This window comes from Micromonospora sp. NPDC048868, from assembly GCF_043198195.1.
Taxonomy (GTDB): Bacteria; Actinomycetota; Actinomycetes; order Mycobacteriales; family Micromonosporaceae; genus Micromonospora; species Micromonospora reichwaldensis.
In genome coordinates this window covers 19397-44861 of sequence record NZ_JBICUN010000013.1, presented here as the reverse complement: position 1 = coordinate 44861, position 25465 = coordinate 19397, and the positions used below count along the sequence as shown (strand labels likewise).

At 73.8% G+C, this 25465-nt stretch carries 21 protein-coding genes; 10 read left to right on the top strand and 11 right to left on the bottom strand.

What is annotated here, in order from left to right; all coding sequences use genetic code 11:
• Positions 1 to 197: 197 nt before the first annotated feature.
• From ACGFNF_RS20565 to ACGFNF_RS20555, 3 genes are all read right to left on the bottom strand, one after another.
• Positions 198 to 1886 carry a right-handed parallel beta-helix repeat-containing protein gene (locus ACGFNF_RS20565; RefSeq protein WP_357579745.1) on the bottom strand — a complete coding sequence of 563 codons (1689 nt, stop codon included), beginning with the start codon at positions 1884 to 1886 and terminating at the stop codon, positions 198 to 200.
• Between the two features lie 455 nt (positions 1887 to 2341).
• Complete coding sequence (locus ACGFNF_RS20560) at positions 2342 to 4342, bottom strand: hypothetical protein (protein WP_357579744.1); 2001 nt, start codon at positions 4340 to 4342, stop codon at positions 2342 to 2344.
• Positions 4343 to 4614: 272 nt separating this feature from the next.
• Positions 4615 to 6096, bottom strand: a complete 1482-nt coding sequence (locus ACGFNF_RS20555) for an aminopeptidase P family protein (protein ID WP_357579743.1) — start codon at positions 6094 to 6096, stop codon at positions 4615 to 4617.
• Between the two features lie 204 nt (positions 6097 to 6300).
• Here ACGFNF_RS20555 and asnB point away from each other — a divergent pair, with 204 nt between their 5' ends.
• Entirely contained in the window at positions 6301 to 8262 is a 1962-nt protein-coding gene (gene asnB / locus ACGFNF_RS20550) for an asparagine synthase (glutamine-hydrolyzing) (protein ID WP_132238715.1), read from the top strand.
• 161 nt (positions 8263 to 8423) lie between these two features.
• Here asnB and ACGFNF_RS20545 read toward each other — a convergent pair whose 3' ends face one another.
• Both ACGFNF_RS20545 and ACGFNF_RS20540 read right to left on the bottom strand, forming a co-directional pair.
• Positions 8424 to 9542 (bottom strand): lytic polysaccharide monooxygenase, encoded by a 1119-nt coding sequence (locus tag ACGFNF_RS20545; RefSeq protein WP_393169865.1) that lies wholly within the window; start codon positions 9540 to 9542, stop codon positions 8424 to 8426.
• 276 nt (positions 9543 to 9818) lie between these two features.
• A complete protein-coding gene (locus ACGFNF_RS20540) occupies positions 9819 to 10193 on the bottom strand; it encodes a nuclear transport factor 2 family protein (RefSeq protein ID WP_357579740.1) in 375 nt (124 codons plus the stop codon).
• A gap of 65 nt (positions 10194 to 10258) precedes the next feature.
• Between ACGFNF_RS20540 and ACGFNF_RS20535 the strand changes: the two genes are divergently transcribed.
• Entirely contained in the window at positions 10259 to 11194 is a 936-nt protein-coding gene (locus ACGFNF_RS20535; RefSeq protein ID WP_393169863.1) for a PfkB family carbohydrate kinase, read from the top strand.
• 117 nt (positions 11195 to 11311) lie between these two features.
• On the opposite strand, the gene ACGFNF_RS20530 is transcribed toward ACGFNF_RS20535, so the two are convergent.
• Together ACGFNF_RS20530 and ACGFNF_RS20525 are read right to left on the bottom strand one after the other, a co-directional pair.
• The gene (locus tag ACGFNF_RS20530) at positions 11312 to 12139 is read right to left on the bottom strand and encodes an MBL fold metallo-hydrolase (RefSeq protein WP_393169861.1); all 828 of its coding nucleotides are present in this window, start codon (positions 12137 to 12139) and stop codon (positions 11312 to 11314) included.
• The gene (locus tag ACGFNF_RS20525; RefSeq protein WP_151457646.1) at positions 12136 to 12540 is read right to left on the bottom strand and encodes a thioesterase family protein; all 405 of its coding nucleotides are present in this window, start codon (positions 12538 to 12540) and stop codon (positions 12136 to 12138) included. The genes ACGFNF_RS20530 and ACGFNF_RS20525 overlap by 4 nt, the downstream gene beginning before the upstream one ends.
• A 188-nt stretch (positions 12541 to 12728) precedes the next feature.
• Between ACGFNF_RS20525 and ACGFNF_RS20520 the strand changes: the two genes are divergently transcribed.
• Positions 12729 to 13763, top strand: a complete 1035-nt coding sequence (locus ACGFNF_RS20520; protein WP_393169859.1) for a phosphatase PAP2 family protein — start codon at positions 12729 to 12731, stop codon at positions 13761 to 13763.
• Between the two features lie 15 nt (positions 13764 to 13778).
• Here the strand turns inward: ACGFNF_RS20520 and ACGFNF_RS20515 are convergent, their stop codons facing one another.
• Genes ACGFNF_RS20515 through ACGFNF_RS20505 form a run of 3 tightly spaced genes read right to left on the bottom strand, consistent with a single transcriptional unit; the run spans position 13779 to position 16073 of the window.
• Positions 13779 to 15284 carry a PH domain-containing protein gene (locus ACGFNF_RS20515; protein ID WP_393169857.1) on the bottom strand — a complete coding sequence of 502 codons (1506 nt, stop codon included), beginning with the start codon at positions 15282 to 15284 and terminating at the stop codon, positions 13779 to 13781.
• The gene (locus tag ACGFNF_RS20510) at positions 15281 to 15829 is read right to left on the bottom strand and encodes a PH domain-containing protein (RefSeq protein ID WP_393169855.1); all 549 of its coding nucleotides are present in this window, start codon (positions 15827 to 15829) and stop codon (positions 15281 to 15283) included. Before ACGFNF_RS20510 ends, ACGFNF_RS20515 begins: the two co-directional genes overlap by 4 nt.
• 13 nt (positions 15830 to 15842) lie before the next feature.
• Complete coding sequence (locus ACGFNF_RS20505) at positions 15843 to 16073, bottom strand: hypothetical protein (RefSeq protein ID WP_357579735.1); 231 nt, start codon at positions 16071 to 16073, stop codon at positions 15843 to 15845.
• Positions 16074 to 16351: 278 nt separating this feature from the next.
• Between ACGFNF_RS20505 and ACGFNF_RS20500 the strand changes: the two genes are divergently transcribed.
• The 7 genes from ACGFNF_RS20500 to ACGFNF_RS20470 all read left to right on the top strand — a co-directional run bounded on the left by ACGFNF_RS20500 (position 16352) and on the right by ACGFNF_RS20470 (position 24410).
• Entirely contained in the window at positions 16352 to 17464 is a 1113-nt protein-coding gene (locus tag ACGFNF_RS20500; protein ID WP_132238733.1) for a MoxR family ATPase, read from the top strand.
• Positions 17443 to 18447, top strand: coding sequence for a DUF58 domain-containing protein (locus ACGFNF_RS20495; protein WP_357579734.1), 1005 nt, complete (start codon positions 17443 to 17445; stop codon positions 18445 to 18447). The genes ACGFNF_RS20500 and ACGFNF_RS20495 overlap by 22 nt, the downstream gene beginning before the upstream one ends.
• The gene (locus ACGFNF_RS20490; RefSeq protein ID WP_132238736.1) at positions 18444 to 19394 is read left to right on the top strand and encodes a VWA domain-containing protein; all 951 of its coding nucleotides are present in this window, start codon (positions 18444 to 18446) and stop codon (positions 19392 to 19394) included. The genes ACGFNF_RS20495 and ACGFNF_RS20490 overlap by 4 nt, the downstream gene beginning before the upstream one ends.
• Before the next feature lie 654 nt (positions 19395 to 20048).
• Positions 20049 to 20753, top strand: a complete 705-nt coding sequence (fabG, locus tag ACGFNF_RS20485; RefSeq protein WP_151457585.1) for a 3-oxoacyl-ACP reductase FabG — start codon at positions 20049 to 20051, stop codon at positions 20751 to 20753.
• A gap of 35 nt (positions 20754 to 20788) precedes the next feature.
• Entirely contained in the window at positions 20789 to 21556 is a 768-nt protein-coding gene (gene fabI / locus ACGFNF_RS20480) for an enoyl-ACP reductase FabI (protein WP_151457584.1), read from the top strand.
• A 113-nt stretch (positions 21557 to 21669) separates the two neighbouring features.
• Entirely contained in the window at positions 21670 to 22719 is a 1050-nt protein-coding gene (locus ACGFNF_RS20475) for a ferrochelatase (protein WP_393169851.1), read from the top strand.
• 134 nt (positions 22720 to 22853) lie between these two features.
• Entirely contained in the window at positions 22854 to 24410 is a 1557-nt protein-coding gene (locus tag ACGFNF_RS20470) for a serine/threonine-protein kinase (RefSeq protein WP_393169849.1), read from the top strand.
• Positions 24411 to 24477: 67 nt separating this feature from the next.
• On the opposite strand, the gene ACGFNF_RS20465 is transcribed toward ACGFNF_RS20470, so the two are convergent.
• Positions 24478 to 25272: a hypothetical protein gene (locus tag ACGFNF_RS20465; protein WP_132238744.1), complete on the bottom strand. Its 795-nt coding sequence runs from the start codon at positions 25270 to 25272 to the stop codon at positions 24478 to 24480.
• Positions 25273 to 25465 lie beyond the last annotated feature (193 nt).

The window sequence follows — 25465 nt, the reverse complement described above, 5'->3', positions numbered from 1 at the left end:
CGGTGCGGACGGTCCGCGCCGGCCCATCCACCGCAGCGACGTCGGTAGGGGAGTCCGCAGGAAAACGGGTGCTCTCGGCGCGGAACAGCCCGTTCGGCGGAAGAACGGCCACGAGGGCCGGGAGCGAGAGGGCTCCTCCGGCCGCCGGGGCGGCTCGTGGAGGAGCCCTCTCTCTATGTGGTGTCGCTCTCGGGTGTTCAGGCGAAGCAGCGGTCGGGGATGACCGTGCTGCCCTTGCAGTTCGTCGGCCGGTTGTCCTTCACGGCGGACTTCCGGTCGATCAGGACGCCGTCGTTGTTGGTGAAGATGCCACCCGGCGGCGCGGTGGCGACGTTGTGGACCACCTTCGTGCTGATCAACTTCGTCCGGCCGAAGTCGTTCAGGATGCCGCCGCCCACCCCGTACTCGCCGACCGCCTGGTTGCCCAGCACCTCGCTGTCGCGCAGGGTGACGGTGCCCTCGTCGTTGTACAGACCCCCGCCGCCCCCACCTGCGGCGACGTTCTCCTTGATCACGCTGTGCTCGATCACGGCGTTGCTGCCTCCGCCGACGCCGACGCCGCCGGCCTCTCCGTCCGCGTAGTTCCTGGCGACCACGACCTTCTCCAGGGACAGCCTGCCGTCGCTGAAGGTGACCAGCCCGCCCGCGTCCGTGCCGGCGGTGTTGTCCGTGATCTCGCTCTGCGTGAGCACGATGTCGCCCCTGTTGTCGAAGACGCCACCGCCGATGGACGAGGTCCGGTTGTGGCTGATGGTGCTCTTCCACACCCAGACGGTGCCGCCGCCCACCGTCGTGCCGTTCGGGGTCGTGCCGTTGGCGATGCCGCCGCCGCCCAGCCGGGCGCTGTTCTTCGACACCTTGGACTCCTCGACCCGCAGCACCCCGACGTTGAAGATGCCGCCGCCGAAGCCGCTGGCGCTGTTCTCCTCGACCGAGGTGTGGCGCAGGTTGGTGGTGCCGAAGTTGGCGATGCCGCCGCCGTTCCAGCCGGCGTGGTTCTGCACGATCCTGCTGTGCTCCAGGTCGGCGCGACCGCCCCGCTGGACCAGGATGCCCGCCCCGTCGGCGCCGGCGGGCGCGGCCGTCGCGGTGCCGTCCGGCCGGGCCGTCGGAGCGGCCGGCAGTTCGGCGGCGGCGGTGGCCGGGCCCTTGGGTGCCGTCATCGCCGGTCCACGGGCCGGTTCCGCCGCGGCCGCCGCAACCTCCGTCGGCTTCGCGCGCCCGAACGAGCTGACCGGTGCCGGGACGGTCTTCGCGGCGACGGTCTGCCCGCCCTTGACGGTCACGTCCTTCAGCGTCAGGTGACCGCCACTACCGACGTTCAGGATCCGGAAGCGCTCGGCCTCGGCCGCCCTGACGATCGCGGTGCCCTCGCCCTTGAGGACGATCGACTCCTTGATCACGGGCAGGCCGTTGCCGTACTCGCTGCGCGTCAGCTCGTACGTGCAGTGCCTGGCGAGCTTCAGCGTCGCGCCGTCGGTCCGGTTGGCGTGGATGATCGCCTGGATCAGCTTGTCGGTGTCGCAGGGCACCTCCGTCACCCGACCGTCGTGCCCGCGGTCCTTGTCGCCGCTCCAGTCACCACCCGACCAGGCGTTCCCGCCCTCGGCGGCGGGGTTGCCGCCGGCCTCGTCGTCGGCCTTGCCAGCGTCCTCGTCGGTCCTGCCGGCGTCGCTGACGTTCTGCTTCGGGGCCGACGCCTGGGCGTCGGAGAGCCGCTCGGAGTCGCCGGACTTGTCGTCGCGGGCGGCCAGGCCGCCCAGCGCCGCCAGGCCGACGACGCCGGTCAGTCCGGCCACCCCGGCAGCCAGCCAGAGTTTGCGCCGCCCTCGCATCGGTGTGCCCACGGGCGGGCCACCGTCAGGTCTCGTTACGTCATCGGACATCAGAGCCTTCCGCCCTTTCCTGCTCTCACGGGGACCGCACCACACAAGACGGCGCGATAAGCCACAAATGGGTTGCAGCCTCTGTAGACCACCGTATGAGAACGATTCTCGCGATGGTGCGTTATCCGAGTAATCCACACATTCGCCTCACGTCGGCTGTCGCTCCGCAGCGGGCCGCTACCGGGCAGGGGCACCACCTGGGCAGCACAAACACCCGCAGGGACAGCTGACCGGCGCTCGCCGGCTCGACGAATTGCCCCAGTGAAGGCGCCCCCGCCTGCTGGCCGGCGACCGGCGCCACCAGGAGGGCGCCCGCGCGTGAAGTTCCGGTGCGGCCCGGCCACCACCAGGACAAGGTCGTACGCGAAGTTCCGGCGCGGCCCGGGGCAGGCCGTCGTGACGACCCTTCCCGGGCGGCGCCGGAACGCGCTGCGCAGCGCCGACTGTCCGCCCGATCAGCCGAAGCAGTTCGGAACCGGGGTCGGGCTGCCCTCGCAGTTCGTGGGCTTGTTCCGGATGATCACCGTCTCGTCGTCGACGGTGACTCCGTCGTTGTCCGAGGAGACGCCTCCCGGCGCGAGGAGCGACGAGTTCTCGGTGATCCGTGACCTGATCACGGAGATCCTTCCGCCCTGGTTGTAGACCCCGCCCGCGACCTGCAGGTCCACGGCGACCCGGTTCCGGTCGACCTCGCTGTGGAAGATCACCACCTGGCCGCTGTCGTTGGCGACACCGCCGCCGTTGCCCCGGGTCACGTTCTCGTTGACCTTGCTGTTCGAGATCGACAGTCCGCCGAAGACCGCGGCGAGGTTGGCGATGCCGCCGCCGTCGCCGTCGGCGGTGTTGCCACGGACGGTGCTGTGCTGCACGTACATCGTCCCCGCGTTGCGGATACCGCCGCCGCTCGCACCGCTCTGGTTGCCGAACACGTGGCTGCGCTTGACGGTCGTGGCGACGTTGGGGTTGCCGCCGCTCTGGATGCCGCCGCCCGAGCCCTCGGCGATGTTGTGCGAGATCGTGGTGTCGGTGACGACGGCGGAGGCGACGTTCTCCAGTCCGCCGCCGGTGTCGCCGCTCTGGTTGTGGCTCACCCGGACGCCCTCGAGGAAGAGCTGACCGACGTTGCGGATCCCGCCGCCGCTGCCCACGGCGGTGTTGTCGGTGACCTCGCTGCCGTGCCTGCCCTCCTCGCGGTCGTCGCCCCTGTCGTCCTTCTCGTTGTCCCGGCCGGGACCGCCCGCGTCCCGGGCGGCCGAGGCGCCGCCAGCGGCCCCCGCCGTGGTCCCGTCCCCGACGACCGCCTTGCCGTCGGCGTCCAGGCCGGCCGGGGCTTTGGTGTCGGTGCCGTCGGGGTTGAGGCCGCCGGGAGCTTTGGTGTCGGTGCCGCCGGGGGCCTTCGTGTCGGTGCCGCCGGGGGCCTTCGTGTCGGTGCCGTCGGTGTCCAGGCCGGCAGGGGCCTTCGTGTCGGTGCCGTCGGTGTCCAGGCCGGCGGGGGCCTTCGTGTCCGTGCCCGCGGGATCCGTGGGCCCGGCGGGGGCTTCGGCGCCGGTGCTCGGGGCGGTGCGCCCGTCGGCCGACGGGGCGGTCCCGTCGGTGCCGCTGAGGTCGCCCGGGGTGGTGTCGTGGTGCCCCGTGCCGGCCGCGTTCTTCTCTCCGTCGGTGTGCTCCTCGCCCTTGCCGTCCGGGCCGGTGGCACGCGTGGACAGGATCCGGGTGACGCCGAAGTTCGTGACACCACCGCCGGCGCTGCTGCTCTGGTTTCCGGTGATGCGGCTGTCGAAGATGGTCGCCCTGCCGCCGGCCTGCACCAGGAGGCCACCGCCGCCCAGCCCGGGCTGGGCGAACCCGCCCTTGACCGTGAGGTCGTGCAGGGTCAGGTCGCCGCCGACCCCCACGTTGAAGATCCGGAAGGCGGCGGCGTTCGTGGCGCGCAGGACTGTGGCGTTCTCGCCCTCGATCGTGACCGGTCGGACGATCTCTGGCAGGCCGTTCCCCTCCCGGCTCAGCGTCAGCAGGTACGTGCAGTCACGCGCGAGCTTGAGCGTCCCACCGTGACCGGCGTTCACCCGGTTGAGTTCGACGATCAGTCTGTCGGTGTCGCAGGGCACGTCCGTGACGTCCTGCTCCTTGTCGTTGCGTCCCTTCTCGGCCGGTCCCTTGCCGGCCGCTCCGGGGTCCTGTCCGCCGGGATTCATGCCGGCGGCCGCAGCGTCGACCCGGTCGTCCGGGCCCAGCGGTGCCTCAGCCTGCGCGGCCGCCCCGGTGAGCTGCCGGCCGGCCACGTTCCCGAGGCCGCCCGTCGCGGATGCGCCCGGCAGCGTGACCACCCCGCTGGCAGCCAGGCCGACCGCGCCGGTCAGGCCGGCCACTCCGGTGGCGACCCACAGGACGCGCCGCTTGCGGCGACGCCCCGTCGGGCCCCCTGCCCCGGTTGCTTCGGACTGATTGGTTGACATGTGCTCTCACCCACATCTTTCGTATCCAACGGGCACGTACCGCCGCAGGAGGCGTAAGCAGCCCTGAATCGGTTAGACAGGTTCGGTGTCAACATAAGTGAGCTGTCTTCGCGATGAGGATGAAAGTGAAAGTCCTGCGCTTTCGGGGCGTTATGCGGACGGATCCCGCCGGCAGTGCCGTGCGGCGACATCGCCGCCGCCGGTGGCCGGACGGCGAACAGCCCGGCCGCGACGGGGGTCGCGCCGGGCTGCGGCGAGGATGCGGGGTGCGGTCAGTCCGGCAGTCGCGGACCCGCCTCGCGCTGCTCGGCCAGCCAGGTCTCCACCTCGCCGGCGGCGCGCGGCAGCCCGGCGGAGAGGTTCACCGCGCCGGTCGCGGTGACCAGGATGTCGTCCTCGATCCGGATGCCGATCCCGCGCAGCTCCTCGGGAACCAGCTCGTCCTCCGGCTGGAAGTAGAGCCCGGGCTCGACGGTGAGCACGTAGCCCTCGCCCAGCGTGCCGTCCCGGTACTTCTCCTTGCGGGCGTTCGCGCAGTCGTGCACGTCGATGCCGAGCATGTGGCTGGTGCCGTGCAGCGTCCAGCGCCGGTAGACCGTCGACCGTTCGTCCATGGCCTCGTCGACGCCCACCGGCAGCAGACCCAGGTCGGACAGCGCCTGGGCGAGCACCCGCATCGACGCCAGGTGGACCTCCCGGAACGCCACCCCGGGGCGGATGGCGTCGATGCCGGCCTGCTGCGCGGCGTGCACGGCGTCGTAGACCTGGCGCTGGAGCGGGCTGAACCGGCCGTCGACCGGCAGCACCCGCGTGACGTCGGCGGTGTAGAGGTTGCGGTTCTCCACGCCCATGTCCATCAGCAGCAGCTCGCCCGGCCGGGTGGCGCCGTGGTTGTGCACCCAGTGCAGGATCGTGGCGTGCTCGCCCGCGCCGACGATCGAGCCGTAGCCGACGTCGTTGCCGTCGTACCGGGCGCGCAGCGCGAAGATCCCCTCCAGCAGCCGCTCCGACACGCCCCGGTCCGCCGGCAGCGCCCGGGCCACGTCCTCGAACCCCCGGACGGTGGCGTCGACCGCGTCCTGGAGCTGGGCGATCTCCCACTCGTCCTTGACCAGCTTCAGCTCCGAGATGGCGATCGCCAGCTCCCGGTCGCGGGCCGGCTGGCCCTCGGCGCGGTGGCCGTCGTACGGGCGCACGGCCGTGTCCACCCGTGGGTCGAAGCCGCGCAGCACCCGGGTACGCCCCGGCGCCAGGTCGGCCAGCGTCGCGTCCAGCTCGGTCAGGTCCGCCGTGGGCAGGCCCAGCTCGGCCGACTTCTCGGCCAGGGTGTGCCGCCGGCCCACCCACAGCTCGCCGTGCCGGCTGCGGAAGAACTCGTCGGTCAGCCGCGACGACCGGGGCCGCATGTAGAGGGTGGCGTCGTGGCCCGACCCGTTCGGCCGCAGCACGAGCACCCCGTCCGGGTCGTGGTCACCGGTGAGGTAGACGAAGTCGCTGCCCGGCCGGAAGGGGTGGTCGGTGTCGTTGGCACGTACCTTCTCGCCGCCGGTGGGGATCACCAGGGTCTCGCCCGGGAAGGCCGCCGAGAGCGCGGCCCGGCGCTTGGCGTGGTGGGGCACCTCGGGCCGCGGGCCGACCGGCAGGGTGGTGTCCCGCCAGCCCTGCCGCATGAACGCCAGGAACGCCTCGGGGAAGTCCGGGTCGTGCGACCCGGTGCCGTCCGCCGGCCTGCTGTCGGTGCGTCCCTCGGTCATGCTCCGCCCCCTCCGCATCCCCATCGTCGCAGGTCAGACGGTACCGCGCGGCGCGGCAGCCGGATCGCGCCGGGACGGGCGGCGGCCGGCGAGCCGGGCGGTGGGCGATCCGGAGCGCGCGGAACGCGCGGGCCGGGCAGCCTCGCGGCGTGGAGCCCAGCGGTGCCGCGACGCCCGCTCGGGCCGCGTGGAAAGATGGCGACCATGTGCGGACTCCTGGCCTTCTTCAGCGCGCGCGGCGACGCCGCCGCCCACCGCGACAACATCGCCGGGGCGTTGGAATGCCTGCACCACCGCGGACCGGACGAGACCGGTGTCGAGGTGGTCGGCGACGCCTCCGGCCGGTACGCGGACGGCGTGTTCGCGCACAAGCGGCTGGCGATCATCGACGTGGCCTCCAGCCAAGAGCCCCTGTCCTACGCGAACGGGCGCTACCTGCTCACCTTCAACGGCGAGATCTACAACTACATCGAGCTGCGCGAGGAGCTGATCCGCAGCTTCGGCGCGCAGTTCGCCACCGCCGGTGACGGAGAGGTGATCGTCGCCGGCTACCACTACTGGGGCGAGCAGGTGCTCACCCGGCTGCGCGGCATGTTCGCCTTCGTCATCTGGGACCGGCAGGAGCGCCGCGCGTTCGGCGGCCGGGACTACTTCGGGATCAAGCCGCTGCACTACCTGGAGACCGCCGACGGCCTCTACCTGGCCTCGGAGAAGAAGGCGCTGCTGCCCTTCGCGCACTCCAACTACCAGGGCGACGCCGGCATCGACACGGCCAACCTGAGCCACTACCTGACCCTGCAGTACGTGCCCGAGCCCGGCACCCTGCACAAGGGCATCAGCCGGATCGGCTCGGGTGAATACCTGACCTGGACCCCGGGCGGGCGGATCGACGTGCGCCGGTGGTACCGGCCGGTGTTCCGGCCCACCCCTGTCGACGACGAGCAGCGGCTCTACCACGAGATCCGGGAGACGCTGCGGGAGAGCGTCCGGATGCACATGCGCTCCGACGTGCCGGTCGGCTCGTTCCTCTCCAGCGGCATCGACTCGACCGCGGTGGTCGCCCTGGCCCGGGAGTTCAACCCGAACATCCTGACCTTCACCGTCGGCTACGACGTCCCGGGCTACTCGGAGATCGACGTCGCCCAGGACTCGGCCCGCCACCTCGACGTGACGACCATCCCGACCAAGATCGGGCCGTACGACATGATCGAGGCGCTGCCGAAGATCGTCTGGCACCTGGACGACCCGGTGGCCGACCCGGCCCTGGTGCCCCTCTACTTCGTGGCGAAGAAGGCCGCCGAGCACGTCACCGTGGTGCTCTCCGGCGAGGGCGCCGACGAGTTCTTCGGCGGCTACACCATCTACCGCGAGCCGCTGTCGTTGAGCTCGGTCAACGGGCTGCCCGACGGGGTGCAGAAGGGGCTGCGGGCGGTCTCCAAGGCCATCCCGCAGGGCGTGAAGGGCAAGAGCTTCCTGGAGCGCGGCACCACCCCGATCGAGCAGCGCTACTACGGCAACGCCCGGATGTTCACCGAGGAGGAGAAGCAGCACCTGCTGCGCCGCTACGACCCCTCGGTCCGCTACACCGACGTCACCGCGCCCATCTACGCCGAGTGCACCGAGCTCGACGACGTCACCAAGATGCAGTACGTCGACCTCTACACCTGGCTGCGCGGCGACATCCTGGTCAAGGCCGACCGGATCTCGATGGCGCACTCGCTGGAGGTGCGGGTCCCCTTCCTGGACCGGGCGGTCTTCGACGTGGCGTCCAGGATCCCGGTGGACCTCAAGCTCCCGCCCCGCTCCGACGCCACCAAGTACGCGATGCGCCAGGCGCTGCAGGGCGTGGTGCCGCCGGCCATCGTCAACCGCAAGAAGCTCGGCTTCCCGACCCCCACCCGGGTCTGGCTGCGCGGCGAGATGTACGAGTGGGCCCGGCACGTGCTGTCCACCTCGGGCGCCGGTGACCTGCTCGACCTGTCGTACGCGATGCGGCTGCTGGAGGAGCACAAGCGGGAGGAGGCCGACCACTCCCGCAAGGTGTGGACGGTGCTCATTTTCTGCATCTGGCACGCCATCTTCGTCGCCAAGACCCTCGACCCGGGCATCCAGCGCAACCAGTCCGCCCTGCTCACCAAGCCCGTGGTCGGCTCGATGGTCCGCTGACCCGGCCACTGCAACCCGCGCCCCGCGCCCTGGCCGTCGGCCACACGCGCCTGGCCGGCGGCCGCGCCGTCGATCAAGAGGTTTGCGTCCCCGGACTCGTTCCCGGGGACGCAAACCTCTTGATCACTTCAGGGGCCGAACCTCGGGGCCGGGTCGGGGTCTCAGCGGCCGGAGCAGGTGACCGTGGGCAGGGTGTTGGTGCCGTTGGTGGTGGCGACGAAGCCGAAGGTCGTGGTGCCCTCCGGGGCTATCGTGCCGTTGTAGGGCGCGTTGGTCACGGTGACCGACGAGCCGGATCCGCTCAGCGTGCCGCTCCAGAGGCTGTTGATGGTCTGCCCGCTGGGCCACGTCCAGTTGGCCGTCCAGCCCGACCAGGTCGACGAGCTGTGGTTCATGATCGTGACCTCGCCCTGGAAGCCGCCGTTCCAGGTGCCGACCACCTTGAAGATCGGCATGCAGTCCCCGCCGTGCGGCGGGGGCGTGGTCGGGTTCGGCGGCGGCGTGGTCGGGTTGGGCGGCGGGGTCGTCGGGTTGGGCGGGGGAGTGGTCGGGTTGGGCGGCGGCGTGCCGCCCGGGCCGACGCCGGTGACCGCGCCGTTGCCGCCGTCGAAGGTGACGTCCGAGCAGCCGAAGAAGTTCTCCTGGCTGTCGGAGCGCACCCAGCGCGAGTAGATGAGGTGCCGGCCGCTCTTGTTGGTGGGCAGGTTGCCGCTGAAGTAGTAGTGCCCGTCGTTGGTGCCGCTCGATCCGCGCTGCGGCGGGTTGGTCACCGTCAGGAACGGCTCCTCCAGGTCGCTCCAGGCCAGCGGCCGGCCCGGGCTCCAGCTGTCCTTCGTGACGTAGAAGTAGAACGTGCCCGGGTGGTGGGCCCAGTTGCTGTAGCGGAACTCCATCCGGGCCCCGGCCGTCAGGTGGGTCAGCGGCCAGTCGGTGCGGGCCAGGTCGTAGCCGGCGAAGCCCGGGTTGCCGCCGCTGCACAGCTTGCCGTCCGGGATGAAGCCGACGGTCCGGCCTGCGGCGTCGGAGCGCAGCACGCTGAACCAGTTGTAGAGCGAGTTGGCCCCGCTCTGCGCCACGGCGGCGGAGCACGCCGGGTTGTTCGGCTTGATCTCGCCGGTGGACGAGAGGCCGTCCTTCCAACAGAGGAAGGTGCGGCTGCCGGGGGCCATCGGGGTGCCGTGCGCGGCGGCGGGGTCGGGCCCCGCCGTCAGGACGACGGCGCCGGCGAGAAGGGTCGCGGCCGCGGTGAGCAACGCGGCCATACGCGATCGGTGGGACACGGGGGTTCTCCTCACTCGTGGGACGGGGGAGTCCCACGGGCAACGCGCGGGGTGGCAGCACCGGCCGCCCCGCTGCGACGCGGGCAAGACGGTCGCGGCGGACGTGCCCCGGCGCGGATGGCCGGCGTACGTGCGCCGTCGGCGGCCCGACTCGCGGGCCGGTGCCCTCGCGTGGTTGTGAACCCGGCGCCGGCGGCGCGGCAGCCCCCGCACCGCCCGGCAAGCGCCATCCCACCACGGGACGGTGACGAGGCGCAATAGCCGTTGCTCGATGTGTCAGTAGCGCTCGACGAGGTGTTCCCGGCCGGGCGGCGGCTCGTAGGGCTCCGGCCAGAACTCGGTGACCTCGCGGACGAGACCGGCTTCGTCGAGATCGAGGAAGCTCGCGGCGGGAACCTCCTCGCCCGCGAGGACACAGGTGATCCAGGCGGCGGCGTGCCGACCCGAGGCCACCGCCCGGGTCACCGTGAGGTGCCAGTCGCCGGGGTACTCCTGGTTGAGGCGCAGGAACGACTCCCGGCCCACGACCCGTTCGCGGGTCTGCGGCAGGTGGTAGACCACGTCGTCGGCGAGCAGCCGGCCGAAGGCCGCCCAGTCCCTCGCCTCCAAGGTTGCCCAGTAGGCCGATACCGTGGCTTCAGCGCTCGTCATGGCGCGTACTGTGCCAGCCTGGTACGACAAGATCGCTCGGCACGCGGCGTGGACGGAGGACCGCAATGGGATACGCGGTGGTGCTCGGCGAGGCACTGGTCGACCTGCTCGACACCGAGCGCGACGGCGAGCCGGTCTACCGGCAGGCCGTCGGCGGTGGGCCGCTGAACGTGGCGGTCGCCGTCGCCCAGCTCGGCGGCGCGGTGCAGTTCGTCGGGTCGCTCGGCGACGACGTCCTGGCCGGGCGGATCCGCGACTTCCTGACCGGCGCGGGCGTCGGCCTGGCCGGTGCGGTCACCGTTGCCGCCCCGACCGCGCTGGCGGTGGCCACCTTCGCCGGCCCGGAGCCCGACTTCCGGTTCTACGGCGAGCCGCCCTCCTACGGCCTGCTCGGCCCCGACGACCTCGACGCCGACCTGGTGGCGGGAGCCGACGTCCTCTACTGCGGGTCGATCGTGCTGCTCCAGCCGCCGGCGCTGGCCGCCGCGCGCCGGGCCTGGGGGCTGGCGTCCGGGCTGCGGGTCTTCGACCCCAACGTCCGTCCCCGGCTGCTCGACGGGCCGACCGCGCTGGCCGGGCTGCGCGAGGTGGTGGCCGAGTTCGCCGCCGGCGCCCACCTGGTCAAGCTCAGCGCCGCCGACGCGAAGCTGCTCTACCCGGGCGAACCCGAGGAGGGCGTGGCGGCCTACCTGCGGGAACTCGGCGCGGGCACCGTGGTGGTCACCCTCGGGGCCGCCGGCGCGGTGGTCGCCGCCGCCGGCGCCGATCCGGTACGCGTACCCGCGCCGAAGGTCGCCGCGGTGGACGCCACCGGCGCGGGCGACTCGGTGATGGGCGCGCTCGTCGCGGAGTTGCTGGCCGGCGGCGAGCCCACCGATCCGACGGGCTGGCACGAGCGGGTGGCGTTCGCGCTGCGGGTCGCCGGCCTGGTCTGCGAGTCACCCGGCGGCGCGACCGCCATGCCCACCCGCGCGCAGGTTGACGCCCGCTTCACCCGCTAGGCCGGCGGCCGGGCCCGCAGGGCCCGGACGGACCAGTCGGGGGCCGGCGCCAGGCTCTCGGGTGCCGGCCAGCCGTGACCACGGAGAGCAGCCGCAGGTGACGCAAGGCGGTCGCCGTCAGGCGGTGCCGTCGAGTTCGGCGTAGCCGCGGCGGGCGGCGTGCAGGGCGGGACGGGCGCCGAAGGGCGCCTCGGCGGCGACGCGCTCCGGCGGGGCGCCGCCGGTGTGACCGGCGCGGATGAGCCAGGCCAGCTCGACGAGCTGGGCGTGCTGCGCGCGCACGAACGCCGCGTCGACCGGCTCGCCGTGCCCCGGCACGACCACCGTGGCCGGGGTGGTCGTCCGCAGCAGCTCGGCCACCGTGTCGGGCCACTGCAACGGGTACGACTCCTCGAAGGCCGGCGGGCCGCTCTGCTCCACCAGGTCCCCGGCGACCAGCACGTCGACGTCGGGCACGTGCACCACCAGGTCACCGGCGGTGTGCCCGCGACCGGGGTGGCGCAGCACCACCCGCCGGCCGCCCACGTCGAGCACGGTCTCGCCGTGCACGGTGTGCGTCGGCGCCAGCAGCTCCGTGCCGGCCACCTCGGCGGCAAGCGCGGGGTGCGTGTCGCGCAGTTCCGCGTACGCCTCCCGGCGCAGCCGGTCCGGCTCGCGCATCGCCTCGGCGGCCAGCTCGTGGGCGTACACCGGGCGGGGCGGGTCGGCGGCGAGGGTGGCGTTGCCGAAGCAGTGGTCGAAGTGGTGGTGGGTGTTGACAAGCGTCCACGGATGGGGGGTGACCGCCCGGGCGGCGGCGGCCAGCTCGGCGGCCTGCCCGGCGGTGGAGAGCGTGTCGACCAGCAGGGCGGCCCCGTCGCCGACGACGAGCGTGACGTTGACGTGCAGCAGCGGCTCGCGCAGCACGTGCACCCCGTCGGCGACCCGCGCGAAGCGGGCGGTCACGACGACCGCGCGGCGCGTTCCACGAAGCGCTGCCGGTCGACCAGCACCCGCTCCACCCGGCCCTCGGCGACCGTCTCGTCGCCGTCGCTGACGCTGACCTCGAAGTACAACCGCCGCCCCTCGACCGCGGTCAGCCGGGCCTGCGCCACCACCGTGCGCCCTACCGGGGTGGCCGCCCGGTGGTCGAGCTCGACCCGGGTGCCGACGGTGGTCGACCCGCCGGGCATCCGGGCGGCGGTGGCCGCCACCGTGGCGGCCTCGGCGAGGGCGAGCACCCGGGGCGTGCCCAGGACGGGCACGTCTCCGGAGCCGACCGCCTGGGCGGTGTCGGTGTCGGCGACGGTCAACTCCACCCGGGCGGTGAGGCCCGGGGTCAGCGCGGGCTCCGGCTGCTCCTGCATGGCCAAAGCCTAGACGAGGCGGCGGCGGGCGGCGGGGCGTGCGCGTCGGTCGCCCCCACCGGCGCACACCGCCCCTGGGCGACGCGGAACCGGCGTACCCGGCCGCCGGTTCCGCCGCGCCCGGGAGGACGGCGCGGCCGGGTGGTCGGCGTGGGTCGATGCCGCCCGCGCCGCTAACCTTGACCGCGATGTCTGTCGCGACCGACCCCCAGCCCCCCGCCCGGACCGAGCCCCCCGCCGCACCCGACGGCGGGCGTCGTCGCGTGGTCGCGATGACACTCTGGGGGATCGCCTTCGTCGCCGGCTGGCTCGGCATCGGCCTGCCGACCGACCCGGCGTACGCGTTCCTGTGGATCTGGGCGGGGACGATCGCCTGGAACAGCAGCCGGCCGTGGCGCAGCCACCTGCGCTTCGCGCGAGACTGGGTGCCGGTGGTGCTGCTGCTCGCCGTCTACAACCTGTCCCGGGGCTTCGCCGACAACGGCGCCACCCCGCACGCGTACGAGCTGATCGTCGCCGACCGGGTGATGTTCGGCTGGGCGACGGGCGGGCAGGTGCCGACGACCTGGCTCCAGGAGCACCTCTACCGGCCCGAGGTGCACTGGTGGGACGTCGCCGTCAGCTGGGTCTACTTCTCCCACTTCGTGGTGGCGCTGGCCGCTGCGGCGGTGCTCTGGCTGCGGGACCGGGGGCGGTGGGCGGCCTTCATGCGCCGCTGGGGCTTCCTGTGCGCCACCGGCCTGGTCACCTACTTCCTCTACCCGGCCGCCCCGCCCTGGTGGGCGGCGCAGAACGGGCTGCTGGAGGAGGTCGCCCGGATCTCCACGCGCGGCTGGAAGGCGTTCGGCATGCACGGCGCCGGCAACCTGCTCAACGCCGGGCAGATCGCCTCCAACCCGGTGGCCGCGATGCCGTCGCTGCACACCGCGTTCGCGCTCTTCGTGGTGCTGTTCTTCCTGCGGCAGACCCGCCGCCGCTGGTGGCCGCTGCTGCTGGCGTACCCGCTGGCGATGACGTTCACCCTGGTCTACTCGGGCGAGCACTACGTCATCGACGTGCTGGTCGGCTGGGCGTACGTCGGGATGACCTTCCTCGCGGTCGGCCTGGCCGAGCGCTGGTGGGCGGCCCGCAAGGCCCGCCGGGCCCCGGCGACGGAGTCCGACGCCGCGCCGGCCGATCCGCCGGCCGCCGCCGAGCCGCCGCCGGTGACGGCGGCCCACTGACCGCCCCGGGCGGGGTCAGCCCGCCCGGCGGGCCGCGCGCGAGCGGGCCGTCAGCTCCGCCGCCAGGGCCCACGCCTCGGCGAGGTCCCGGTCGCGGGCGGCCGCGCCGGCGCCGCCGGCGGTGTCGGCGTGCACCGTCGCCAGCCGCAGCCGCCGCTGCGCCGGCCCCTGCACGACCCGCACGCTCTGGATCCGGGCGTACGGCACGAGCGCCAACTGCCGGGTGAGCAGGCCGGAGCGGACGGCGAAGACCCGGTCGTCGAGCCCGGCGCCGAGCACGCCCCGGCTCAGCGGGTTGAGCCAGCGGGCCCGCGTCGGCGGCGGGCTCAACGGCAGCGCGGCCAGCCGCACCCCGGGCAGCACCTCGGTCACGATCGCCTCGCCGGTCGCCAGGTCACCGACGGGGAGCAGCCGGTCCGGCCGGTTGCGCTCGTCGGCCTCGCCGGCGGAGTAGCCGGCCACCTCCAGGCGCAGCCGCAGCCAGCCCTTGACCCGCCACAGCAGCGGCCAGGTCACCCCGACGGCCTGCACCCGGTCGAGCGGCACGGTCTGCGCGCGGGTCTCCAGCAGGCCGTTGCGGATCCGCAGCGTGCCCTCGTCCCGGGCGAGCCGGAAGTTCCAGTCGTCGAGCACCCGCCGCACCGGTTGCAGCAGCACGCCGGCCATGGCGGTGAGGGTGCTCGCCACCGCGACGAACGACCAGGAGTCCTCGGAGAGGAACTGCGCCACCACGAACGCGACGCCGAACGGGATCATGAACGCCTGCGGGGTCAGCAGCTGGCTGACCAGCAGGTCGTTGTTGGCCACGGCGTGCAGCGGCCGGCCGGGCGGTGGTGCCGGCGTCCCCGCCGGTCCCGCGGCCACTCCCGCCGGCGGCGCGCTCGGCTCGACCGCGATCCGTCCGGCGAGGGCGAGCAGCCGCTGGCGCAGCGCGCTCGCCTCGGCGACGCTCAGGTAGGCCAGCGGCGCCTCCGTCTTGCCCCCGCCCACCACCTCCAGCCGCAGCTCGGCCAGGCCGGTGAGCTGGGCGAGCAGCGGGCGGACCACCTCGACGGCCTGGAGCCGCTCCAGCGGGATCGCCCGGGTGCGCCGCCAGAGGAGGCCCTCGTGCACCCGCAGCTCGCGGCCCACCACGTGGTAGCCGGTGTGGTACCAGCTCACCACGGCCAGCACGGTGGCGCCCAGGGCCAGCACCACCGCCATCAGCGCGAACCAGCCGAAGCCGACCCGCGACAGCGTCGACCACGACAGGCCGGCGATCACCACGACCAGGGACTTGGCGCCGTGCAGGGCGGGACTGAGCGGGTGCAGCCGCTGCCGCGGCTCGGCGCCCTCGGGCGCCCCGGCGGACCAGACCGGCCCCGGCGGCACGGGCCCGGGCGCCGGGGGCGCGGAACTGGACCCGGCGTCGCGCCATGCCGCCTCCGGGGGCACATCGGGTCCGGGCGGCTCCGGCGGGACGCCCGGCTCCGCCGGGGACGGTCCGGCGTGGTCCGTGCCCCGGGCGGCCGGGTCGCTCACAGGCCCTCCGCCCGGTCCTCGCCCAGCGCGGTGAGCCGGTCGCGCAGCCGGGACGCCTCCGCCGGGCGCAGCCCGGGCACCCGGGCGTCGCTCGCCGCGGCGGCCGTGTGCAACTGCACGGTGGCGAGCTCGAACGCGCGCTCCAGCGGCCCCGCGCTGACGTCGACGAACTGCATCCGCGAGTACGGCACGATGGAGAGCCGCCGCACCAGCAGCCCGTGCCGGACCAGCAGGTCGTCCTCCCGCTCCGCGTAGCCCCAGGCCCGTACGGCGCGGACGATCGTCACGCCCCGCAGGACGCCGAACAGCAGTACCACGCCGAGTGCCGCGCCGAGGAAGCCACTGCCGCTGAACGCCCAGCCGACGCCCAGCCCGAGGGCGAGGACGATCAGCACCAGCGCCAGGCGGATCAGCTCCACCCAGATCAGGTCGGACGAGATCGGCTGCCAGCGGACGGTGTCCGGCCACGGCTCCAGGGGGCCCGCCGGCGGTAGGGGTGGCGCCGGCGGCGGGCCGGCGGACCCGTCACTGCTCACCGGGGGCATCCGTTGTGCGCGCTCACCCTTCGAGCGTAGGCGATCCGGGCGCCGGTACGACCTCCCGGAGGAAGCCACGGGCGTCGAGGAAGTCGCCGAGGGTGGCGCGGTGCGCGGTGCACGCGAGCCAGGTCTTGCGCCGGTCGGTGTCGTGCAGCCGGGGATTGTTCCACCTCAGCGCCCAGTGGGCGGGGGCACGACAGCCGCGGGACGAGCAGACCAGCGGCTCGTCGGCGGGAAGGGGGCTGCTCATCCCGGCCAGTCTAGGGGCGGTGGCGGCACCGGAAGTTTGAGCGCCGGGCGGCCACGGGGGGAGCCGCCCGGCGACGGGTGAATGGTACACGCGCGGGGCCCGTCCCTGTCCACCCGTGAGCGGCGATTTCGTACCGCCCGACGGCGTGGCGGGCCCGCGACCCGGCATCGGGGACGCGGCGGCGAGAATCGGCTTCTCCCCACCTCGGCACTCAGCCGGGCATGCGAGTCTTGATACGCACCACGCCGCGCGACAACCGATCATGCTGTGGAGGACCGGTGGCCCAGCCGACCACGCCCGACGCCCCGACGCCGAACGGGACGGGCCCGGAGACACCCGAGCCGGTGACCACGCCGGCCGAGGACGCGACCCTGCTCGAGCGGGCGCTGTTCGAGATCAAACGGGTGATCGTCGGGCAGGACCGGATGGTGGAGCGGATGTTCGTCGCGCTGCTCGCGCGGGGCCACTGCCTGCTGGAGGGCGTGCCGGGGGTGGCGAAGACCCTCGCGGTGGAGACCCTCGCGAGGGTGGTCGGCGGCTCCTTCGCCCGGGTGCAGTTCACCCCCGACCTGGTGCCCGCCGACATCATGGGCACCCGCATCTACCGCCAGTCGAGCGAGAAGTTCGACGTCGAGCTGGGTCCGGTGTTCGTCAACTTCCTGCTCGCCGACGAGATCAACCGGGCGCCGGCCAAGGTGCAGTCGGCCTTGCTGGAGGTGATGAGCGAGCGCCAGGTCTCCATCGGCGGCGAGAGCCACCGGGTGCCCGACCCGTTCCTGGTGATGGCGACGCAGAACCCGATCGAGCAGGAGGGGGTCTATCCGCTGCCCGAGGCCCAGCGGGACCGCTTCCTCATGAAGATCGTCGTCGGCTACCCGACCGACGCCGAGGAGCGGGAGATCGTCTACCGGATGGGGGTCGCCCCGCCGCAGCCGGCGCCGGTCTTCACCACCCCCGACCTGATCGCCCTGCAACGCAAGGCGGACCAGGTCTTCGTGCACAACGCCCTGGTCGACTACGCGGTCCGGCTGGTGCTGGCCACCCGCGCCCCGGCGGAGCACGGGATGCCGGACGTCGCCCAGCTCATCCAGTACGGCGCCAGCCCGCGCGCCTCGCTCGGCCTGGTCCGGGCCACCCGCGCGCTGGCGCTGCTGCGCGGCCGCGACTACGCCCTGCCGCAGGACGTGCAGGACATCGCACCGGACATCCTGCGCCACCGGCTCGTGCTCAGCTACGACGCGCTCGCCGACGACGTGCCCGCCGACCACGTGGTGCACCGGGTGATGTCCACCATCCCGCTGCCCTCGGTCGCGCCCCGGCAGCAGGCCACACCCGCACCCATGCCGACCTCCGCGCCGCCCGGCGCCGGTTGGCCCGGGCAGCGCCCGTGACCTCACCCGCCCGTCGGCCTGCCGACGTCCCCTCCGACCGCACCGAGGCCGTCCTGTCGCGGCTGCAACTGATGGTCACCCGCAAGCTCGACGGCCTGCTCCAGGGCGACTACGCCGGCCTGCTGCCCGGGCCGGGCAGCGAGGCGGGGGAGTCCCGGGAGTACCGCCCCGGCGACGACGTACGCCGGATGGACTGGCCGGTCACCGCCCGCACGACGATGCCGCACGTCCGGCGTACGGTGGCCGACCGGGAGCTGGAGACGTGGCTGGCGGTGGACCTCTCGGCGAGCCTGGACTTCGGCACCGGCCGGTGGCTCAAGCGCGACGTCGTGGTGGCCGCCGCGGCGGCGCTGGCCCACCTGACCGTCCGGGGTGGCAACCGGATCGGCGCGGTGATCGGCAGCGGCGGCGGCACGAGCGCGCCGGCCCGCCGGTGGCGCGCCGCGCCGCCGGTCGCCGGCCCGGACGTCTACACCCGGCTGCCCGCGCGCTCCGGCCGCAAGGAGGCCCACGCCCTGCTGCGGGCCATCGCCGGCACGGAGATCCGCCCCGGTCGCAGTGACCTGGGCACGCTTGTCGACATGCTCAACCGGCCGCCCCGGCGCCGGGGCGTGGCGGTGGTCATCTCCGACTTCCTCGCCCCGCCGCAGCGGTGGTCCCGGCCGCTGCGTAAGCTGCGCGTCCGGCACGACGTGGTGGCGATCGAGGTGGTCGATCCCCGGGAGCTGGAGCTGCCCGACGTCGGGGTGCTGCCGGTGGTCGACCCGGAGACCGGCGAGCTGCACGAGGTGCAGACCGCCGACCCGCGGCTGCGCCACCGCTACGCCGAGGCGGCGGCCGCCCAGCGGGCGGAGATCTCCGCGGCGCTGCGCGGCGCCGGCGCGGCCCACCTGCGACTGCGTACGGACCGAGACTGGCTGCTCGACATGGTGCGTTTCGTTGCCGCGCAGCGGCACGCGCGCACCAGGGGGACGACACGATGATCCGCTTTCTGCAACCGTGGTGGCTGCTGGCCGTGCTGCCGGTGCTCGCCCTCGCCGCGCTCTACGTCTGGCGGCAGCTACACCGCCGGGCGTACGCGATGCGGTTCACCAACGTGGACCTGCTGCGCACCCTGGCGCCGAAGGGGCTGGGCTGGCGCCGCCACGTGCCGGCGACGGCGTTCCTGCTCTGCCTGCTGGTGCTGGCGACCGCGCTGGCCCGGCCGTCGGTCGACACCCGGGAGCCGCTGGAGCGGGCCACCGTGATGCTCGCCATCGACGTGTCGCTGTCCATGCAGGCCGACGACGTGGCGCCGAACCGGCTGGAGGCGGCCCAGGAGGCGGCCAAGCAGTTCGTCGGCGAGCTGCCGGAGAGCTACAACCTGGGGCTGGTCTCGTTCGCCAAGTCGGCGAACGTGCTGGTGCCACCGGGCAAGGACCGGGACGCGGTGACCAGCGCGATCGACGGGCTGGTGCTGGCCGAGGCGACGGCGACGGGCGAGGCGGTCTTCACCTGCCTGGAGGCGATCCGGTCGGTGCCGGCCGACGGCGCGGCGGGGATCCCGCCGGCCCGCATCGTGCTGCTCTCCGACGGGTACCGCACCTCGGGCCGGTCGGTGGAGGAGGCGGCCGCCGCCGCGCAGGCGGCGAACGTGCCGGTCTCCACCATCGCCTTCGGCACCGACTCCGGGCAGGTGGACATCGGCGGCCAGCTGCAACGGGTGCCGGTGGACCGGCTGGCCCTGGCCGACCTGGCCGAGGCCACCGAGGGCTACTTCTACGAGGCGGCGTCGGTGAGCGAGCTGAAGCAGGTCTACCAGGACATGGGCAGCTCGATCGGGTTCCGCACGGAACCCCGCGAGGTCACCCAGTGGTACGCGGGGGTGGCCCTGCTGCTGGCACTCTGCGCGGGGGCCCTCAACCTGCTGTGGTCCTCGCGGATGCTCTGACACGCGGGTCCGGCGGCCGCCGCGTCCCGGCGGTCGGTGCCCGTCGCCGGTGTCAGTGCGCGGCGCCGCCGGCGAGGACGAAGACGACGGCCACCCAGACGGCGGCGAGGGTGAAGCCCAGCGGGGCGACGTAGCGGCTCATGGACGGCTCCGGGCGGCGACTGGACGGTCCGCGCGTGCGGGGGCGGACCGCAGAGGGGTGGGTCGGGACGCGCACACGAAGTCGTGACCGGGCGGCTCCCGGCGCGGCGCGGCCGACCGGCGCGGGGCCGGTGACCGGGCGGGGCGGGGAGCGGAGCTGGGTCAGCTCACCTGCTGAGTCGTGGCTCAGCGGGGCTGACGTTCGGCCCGGCCACGACTGGGAGGATCGCTATCTCGCACAGCGATCACCTCCTGCGGTCGGCGGGGCCCGGAAGCGGACCGCACGGCCCGCAAACGCGGATCATCGTACACCCGCGGGTCGCCGTCGCCGCACTCGGCCGAGCGGCCGGACGGGCCTCGGCCGAGGGGGCCCGCCGCGTCGCCGGCGGGGCGGGGCAGGGGCCGGTGCCGGGCGACGCCGCGCCGGCCCGGACGTGCACGCCGTTAGCGCTTACCTGCCGGTAACGCCTAGGCTCCGACCGACCGGGAGATCACTGAACTACAGGGGGAACCGTGGCCCGTACCGTCCTGGTGACCGGCGGCAACCGGGGGATCGGCCTGGCCATCGCGCAGGCCTTCGCGAAGCAGGGCGACCGGGTGGCGGTGACCCACCGCAGCGGCGAGCCACCCGAGGGGCTGTTCGGGGTCCGCTGCGACGTGACCGACTCCGCGTCGGTCGACGCGGCGTTCACCGCCATCGAGGCCGAACTGGGGCCGGTGGAGGTGCTCGTCGCCAACGCCGGGATCACCGACGACACGCTGCTGCTGCGCATGTCGGAGGAGCAGTTCACCCGCGTGCTGGACACCAACCTGACGGGCGCGTTCCGGTGCGCCAAGCGCGCCTCGGGCAAGATGCTGCGCGCCAAGTGGGGCCGGATGATCTTCATCTCCTCGGTGGTCGGCCTCTACGGCGGCCCCGGCCAGGTCAACTACGCGGCGAGCAAGGCCGGCCTGGTGGGCGTGGCCCGCTCGATCACCCGCGAGCTGGGCAGCCGCAACATCACGGCGAACGTCGTCGCGCCCGGCTACGTGGAGACCGACATGACCGCCGGCCTGCCCGAGGACCGCAGGACCGAGTACCGCAAGGCCATCCCCGCCAACCGGTTCGCCCAGCCGGACGAGATCGCGGGCGTGGTCACCTGGCTGGCCGGCGACGCCGCCGGCTACGTCTCCGGCGCCGTCATCCCGGTCGACGGCGGCCTCGGCATGGGCCACTGACAAGCGGTCACTGAGAACTACGGAGGAATCCCTGCATGTCCGGACTGCTCGCCGGTAAGCGGCTGCTGGTCACCGGCGTCATCACCGACGCCTCGATCGCCTTCTCGGTGGCGAAGCTCGCCCAGGAGAACGGGGCGCAGGTCGTGCTCACCGGCTACGGCCGGCTCTCCCTCGTGGAACGGATCGCCAGGCGACTGCCCGAGCCCGCCCCGGTGATCGAGCTGGACGTCACCGACGCCGACCATCTCGCCGGGCTCGGCGACCGCGTGCGCGAGCACGTCGACGGCCTGGACGGGGTGGTGCACTCGATCGGCTTCGCCCCGCAGAGCTGCCTCGGCGGCGGCTTCCTCGACGCCCCCTGGGAGGACGTGGCGACCGCGCTGCACGTCTCCACGTACTCCTACAAGTCGCTGGCCATGGCGGCGCTGCCGCTGATGTCCGCCGGCGGCGCGGTGGTCGGCCTGACCTTCGACGCCACGAAGGCGTGGCCCGTCTACGACTGGATGGGCGTGGCCAAGGCCGGGCTGGAGTCCGCCTCCCGCTACCTGGCGCTGCACCTGGGCAAGCAGGGCATCCGCAGCAACCTGGTCGCCGCCGGGCCACTGCGCACCATCGCCGCCAAGTCGATCCCCGGCTTCGATCAGTTCGAGGAGGCCTGGGCCGAGCGCGCGCCGCTGGGTTGGAGCCTCACCGACCAGGAGCCGGCGGCGCGGGCCTGCCTGGCGCTGCTGTCCGACTGGTTCCCGGCCACCACCGGCGAGATCGTGCACGTCGACGGCGGCTACCACGCCATCGGCGCCTGACGTGTGAGGAAGGGCCCCCTGCAATCGCAATCCGCATAGCAGGGGGCCCTTCCTCACACCCCGGACCAGGGGGGCGCGCCCGGCGGGGACGGCCACCGGGAAGAATGGGAGCCATGGCGTACGACGCGGTGGTCCTGGTGTCCTTCGGCGGACCGGAACGGCCCGAGGACGTGATGCCGTTCCTGCAGAACGTGACCCGGGGGCGGGGCGTGCCGCCGGAGCGGCTGGCGGAGGTCGCCGAGCACTACCAGCACTTCGGTGGCGTGTCGCCGATCAACGAACAGTGCCGGGAGCTGCTCGCGGCGGTCCGGGAGGACTTCGCCGCCAACGGCGTCGACCTGCCGGTCTACTGGGGCAACCGGAACTGGGACCCGATGCTCGCCGACACCGTGGCGCAGATGCGCGACGACGGCGTCACCCACGCCCTGGCGTTCGTGACCAGCGCCTTTGGCGGCTACTCCTCCTGCCGGCAGTACCAGGAGGACATCGCCGCCGCCCGTGCGGCGGTCGGGCCCGACGCCCCGCTGATCGACAAGCTCCGCCAGTTCTGGGACCACCCCGGCTTCGTCGAGCCGCACGCCGACGCGGTACGGGCGGCGCTCCGCCGCCTCGACCCGGCGAAGCGCGACGGCACAAGGCTGGTGTTCACCGCGCACTCGGTCCCGAACTCGATGGCCGCGAACGCCGGCCCGCACGGCGGCCGGTACGAGGCGCAGCTCGCCGAGGTCGCCCGGCTGGTCCACGCCGCGGCCGCCCCGGACCTGCCCTGGGACCTGGTCTGGCAGAGCCGCTCCGGCCCCCCGCAGGTGCCGTGGCTGGAGCCGGACGTCAACGACCACCTGCGTACGCTGGCCGAGGCCGGCACCACCGGCGTGGTGGTCAGCCCGATCGGGTTCGTCTCCGACCACCTGGAGGTGGTGTGGGACCTGGACACCGAGGCGCGGGAAACGGCCAGGCAGCTCGGGCTGGACTTCGCCCGGGCCGCCACCCCCGGCACCGACCCCCGGTTCGTGGCGATGGTCCGCGAGCTGGTGCGCGAGCGTACCGACCCGGACGGGACCGGCCTGCGCCGCCGCCTCGGCGAGCTGCCCATGTGGGACACCTGCCCCACGGTCTGCTGCGTCCCGGCGCGCCGCCCGACCACCGCCGCCGGGCACGGGTGACCCGACGACAGCGAGCGTCAGCTGCGCCACCCGGCCCGGGATCTCCCTCCGGGCGAAGCCGCTGACTGCCGCTGCCGCCGTCTCCGCCACTGTCGACGTTAATCGATGGGCGCGTCGCCGCTATCGTTCCGGACGTGGCGGAGGAGCGGCGTACCCTGGCGGCCGGTCGATACGTCCTGCGGACCGAGCCGGTCGGCAGCGGCGGCATGGGGGTGGTGTGGCGGGCTGCGGACACCCTGCTGGACCGCGAGGTGGCCGTGAAGGAGTTGCGGCTGCCCGAGGGCCTGAACGAGTCCGAACGCCTGGCGCTCCGGGAGCGGGCGATCATCGAGGCGCGGGCGGCCGGGCGGCTGAACCACCCCGGCATCGTGACCATCCACGACGTCCTGCTCGAGGATGGTTGCCCCTGGATCGTGATGGGCCTGGTCGATGGCCCCTCTCTGCACGCCGTGGTGTGCGAGGACGGGCCACTGGACCCACGGCGGACCGCGGAGATCGGCGCAGGTCTGCTCGCGGCCCTGAGGGTCGCCCACGACGCCGGCATCCTGCATCGTGACATCAAGCCACAGAACGTCCTGTTGGACCGGGACGGCCGCGCCGTGATCACGGACTTCGGGATCGCCGCGGTCGTCGGCGCCACCCGGGGGCTCACCGGGACCGGCTCGGTGATGGGCACGTTGGGCTACGTACCGCCGGAGCGGCTGACCGGTCGGGGCGCCGAGCCAGCGTCGGATCTGTGGTCGCTCGGCGCGACGCTGTACTTCGCCGTCGAGGGCCGGCCCGCGTACGACATGGACGATCCGGCGGAACTGATCGCTGCCGTGCTGAGCCGTGACCCTGCGCCGGCTGAACGCGCGGGTCCGCTGAACCCGACGCTGCTCGGCCTGATGGCGCGCCGCCCGGACGAACGTCTGTCTGCCGAGCTGGCCGCAGAGCATCTGCGGAAGGTGGCCGCCGGCGCCACGGCCGACAACCGGCCGATGATCCGTGCGAACCCGCGGACCGCGAGGCTGAGCGGGTCGTTGCCGCCTGCGAAGAGCGGTGCGCGCGCCCGCCGGGTTTCGCGCGCGCGGATCGCCGGGATGAGCGGCATCGCCGTGCTCCTGTCAGCCGCCCTGTTGTCGGCGGGCTACGCGCTCGCGCTGGCCCGGGTGGGCGACGGGGAGGCCGCCGGGGGCGGGGCGAACGGCAGCCCGTCGGTCATGGTGCCCCCGTCGTCCGGATCGCCGTCGGCCAGAGAATTCACGGCGTCGCCGAACGCGTGCCTGTACCTGACCGATCACCCCCAGGTGGTCGCGCCGTTGGTCCCCGAGGCGAAGTTGTGGGCGATGCACAAGTCCACGAACAGTTGTGCCTGGGAGCCCACCCAGAAACTCGACGGGGAGATCACCCGGCTCAGCGTGGAGGACCCCCTGCTTCCCGCGAACCTGGGGGACTGCCCCACGCAGGGCGAGCGGCTTCCCGGCCTCGGCGACGAGGGCTATGTCTCGGAGGAGACGGACCTTGACGCGTACGGCTGGCACGAGCGCGACGTGCGGGTCTACTTCCGCGTCAGCAACCTCGGGGTGTGCGTGAAGTACCGGACGGCCTCCCGGGCGTCGATGCCGCCCTCCGCCAAGGCCGAGGTGACCGAGTTCGCGCGCGTGCTGGACCGGTGGGCAGCCCAGGCCCTCGACGAGCGTGGCACCTGAGTGCCGGCGACGTCAGGGGCGCAACCGGTGCCGGCGACGTCAGAGGCGCGATTGACTGCGGGCGGCGTCAGGGGCGCAGCGGGGCGTTGCAGGCGGCGACCAGGGCCTGCCGGCAGGCGGTGGTCAGCGGGCGCAGCGCGGCGTCGCGCTGCTGGGCCTCGTAGTTGTTGATCGCGCCGCCCGGCGCCGCGTGCCCGGCCAGCGCGAGCACCCGGTCGAGCACGGCGGCCCGGGCGAAGAGCCGCCGGGCCCGCGGGTCGAACCCGGGCGGCAGGTCGGTGGCGCCGTCGGGCCGGCGCAGCGCCTCCAGCGCCCCGGCCAGCTCGGGCCGCCACTGCGCGACGTCGAGCCGGGTCAGCGCGGCGGTCGTGTCGGCCAGGGCCACCGCCAGCTCCGCCTCGGCCTCGGCCGCGCCGGGCAACGCGAGGGAGGCGGCCGGGGCGTCGGCCGGCAGCGGGTAGACCCGCCAGAGGACCGTCTCGAAGGTGTCGCCGGAACCGGACGTGTGCGTGCGCACGTGCGGGATGAGCCCGAGGCCCCCGGCGACGACCGCCTCGCCGGCGACCAGCGCCGCGCCGGCGAAGTCGCCCGGCCCGGGCAGCCCGCGGGGGTCGCCGGGCGCGGGCAGCACGAGCCGGATCTCGTCGGGCGAGAGCTTCGCGAGGGTGGGTAGCGCCTGGGGCAGGGGTACGTCGGTCCAGGTGCCGGGCGCGTCGGCGACCAGGTGCTCCTCGTCGCCGGCGATGGCGTCGGCGACCTCGTCGAAGGGCACCAGCCCGGCGCGCCACGCGCGCACCCAGGCCACGAACCGGCTGGACCGGCGCGGTGTGAGAGTGGCCGCGCCCGCTGCGGGGGTGGACATGCCGAAAGGGTACGTGGTCACCGCCGCCCCTGTCTCGACTGCCGCTCCGACTGTCCGCCGCCCCGCTGATCATGCATCCCCCGTCCCGTCGATCATGGAGTTGTGGTGGGTGGATCGTCGACCTCTGCCCCTTTCGCGGGGCACCACAACTGCATGATCGCCGCGGCGGGGGCGGCGGCGTGTCGGGTGCGGG

Excerpts from the sequence above, each read along its gene's own strand:
- ACGFNF_RS20505 (WP_357579735.1), bottom strand. The coding sequence starts at position 16,073 with ATGAGCAGCCCCCTTCCCGCCGACGAGCCGCTGGTCTGCTCGTCCCGC.
- ACGFNF_RS20465 (WP_132238744.1), bottom strand. The coding sequence starts at position 25,272 with ATGTCCACCCCCGCAGCGGGCGCGGCCACTCTCACACCGCGCCGGTCC.
- asnB (WP_132238715.1), top strand. The coding sequence starts at position 6,301 with ATGTGCGGACTCCTGGCCTTCTTCAGCGCGCGCGGCGACGCCGCCGCC.
- ACGFNF_RS20510 (WP_393169855.1), bottom strand. The coding sequence starts at position 15,829 with ATGCCCCCGGTGAGCAGTGACGGGTCCGCCGGCCCGCCGCCGGCGCCA.
- ACGFNF_RS20565 (WP_357579745.1), bottom strand. The coding sequence starts at position 1,886 with ATGTCCGATGACGTAACGAGACCTGACGGTGGCCCGCCCGTGGGCACA.
- ACGFNF_RS20555 (WP_357579743.1), bottom strand. The coding sequence starts at position 6,096 with ATGACCGAGGGACGCACCGACAGCAGGCCGGCGGACGGCACCGGGTCG.
- ACGFNF_RS20520 (WP_393169859.1), top strand. The coding sequence starts at position 12,729 with ATGTCTGTCGCGACCGACCCCCAGCCCCCCGCCCGGACCGAGCCCCCC.
- ACGFNF_RS20560 (WP_357579744.1), bottom strand. The coding sequence starts at position 4,342 with ATGTCAACCAATCAGTCCGAAGCAACCGGGGCAGGGGGCCCGACGGGG.
- ACGFNF_RS20525 (WP_151457646.1), bottom strand. The coding sequence starts at position 12,540 with ATGCAGGAGCAGCCGGAGCCCGCGCTGACCCCGGGCCTCACCGCCCGG.
- ACGFNF_RS20490 (WP_132238736.1), top strand. The coding sequence starts at position 18,444 with ATGATCCGCTTTCTGCAACCGTGGTGGCTGCTGGCCGTGCTGCCGGTG.
- ACGFNF_RS20475 (WP_393169851.1), top strand. The coding sequence starts at position 21,670 with ATGGCGTACGACGCGGTGGTCCTGGTGTCCTTCGGCGGACCGGAACGG.
- ACGFNF_RS20535 (WP_393169863.1), top strand. The coding sequence starts at position 10,259 with ATGGGATACGCGGTGGTGCTCGGCGAGGCACTGGTCGACCTGCTCGAC.
- fabI (WP_151457584.1), top strand. The coding sequence starts at position 20,789 with ATGTCCGGACTGCTCGCCGGTAAGCGGCTGCTGGTCACCGGCGTCATC.
- ACGFNF_RS20540 (WP_357579740.1), bottom strand. The coding sequence starts at position 10,193 with ATGACGAGCGCTGAAGCCACGGTATCGGCCTACTGGGCAACCTTGGAG.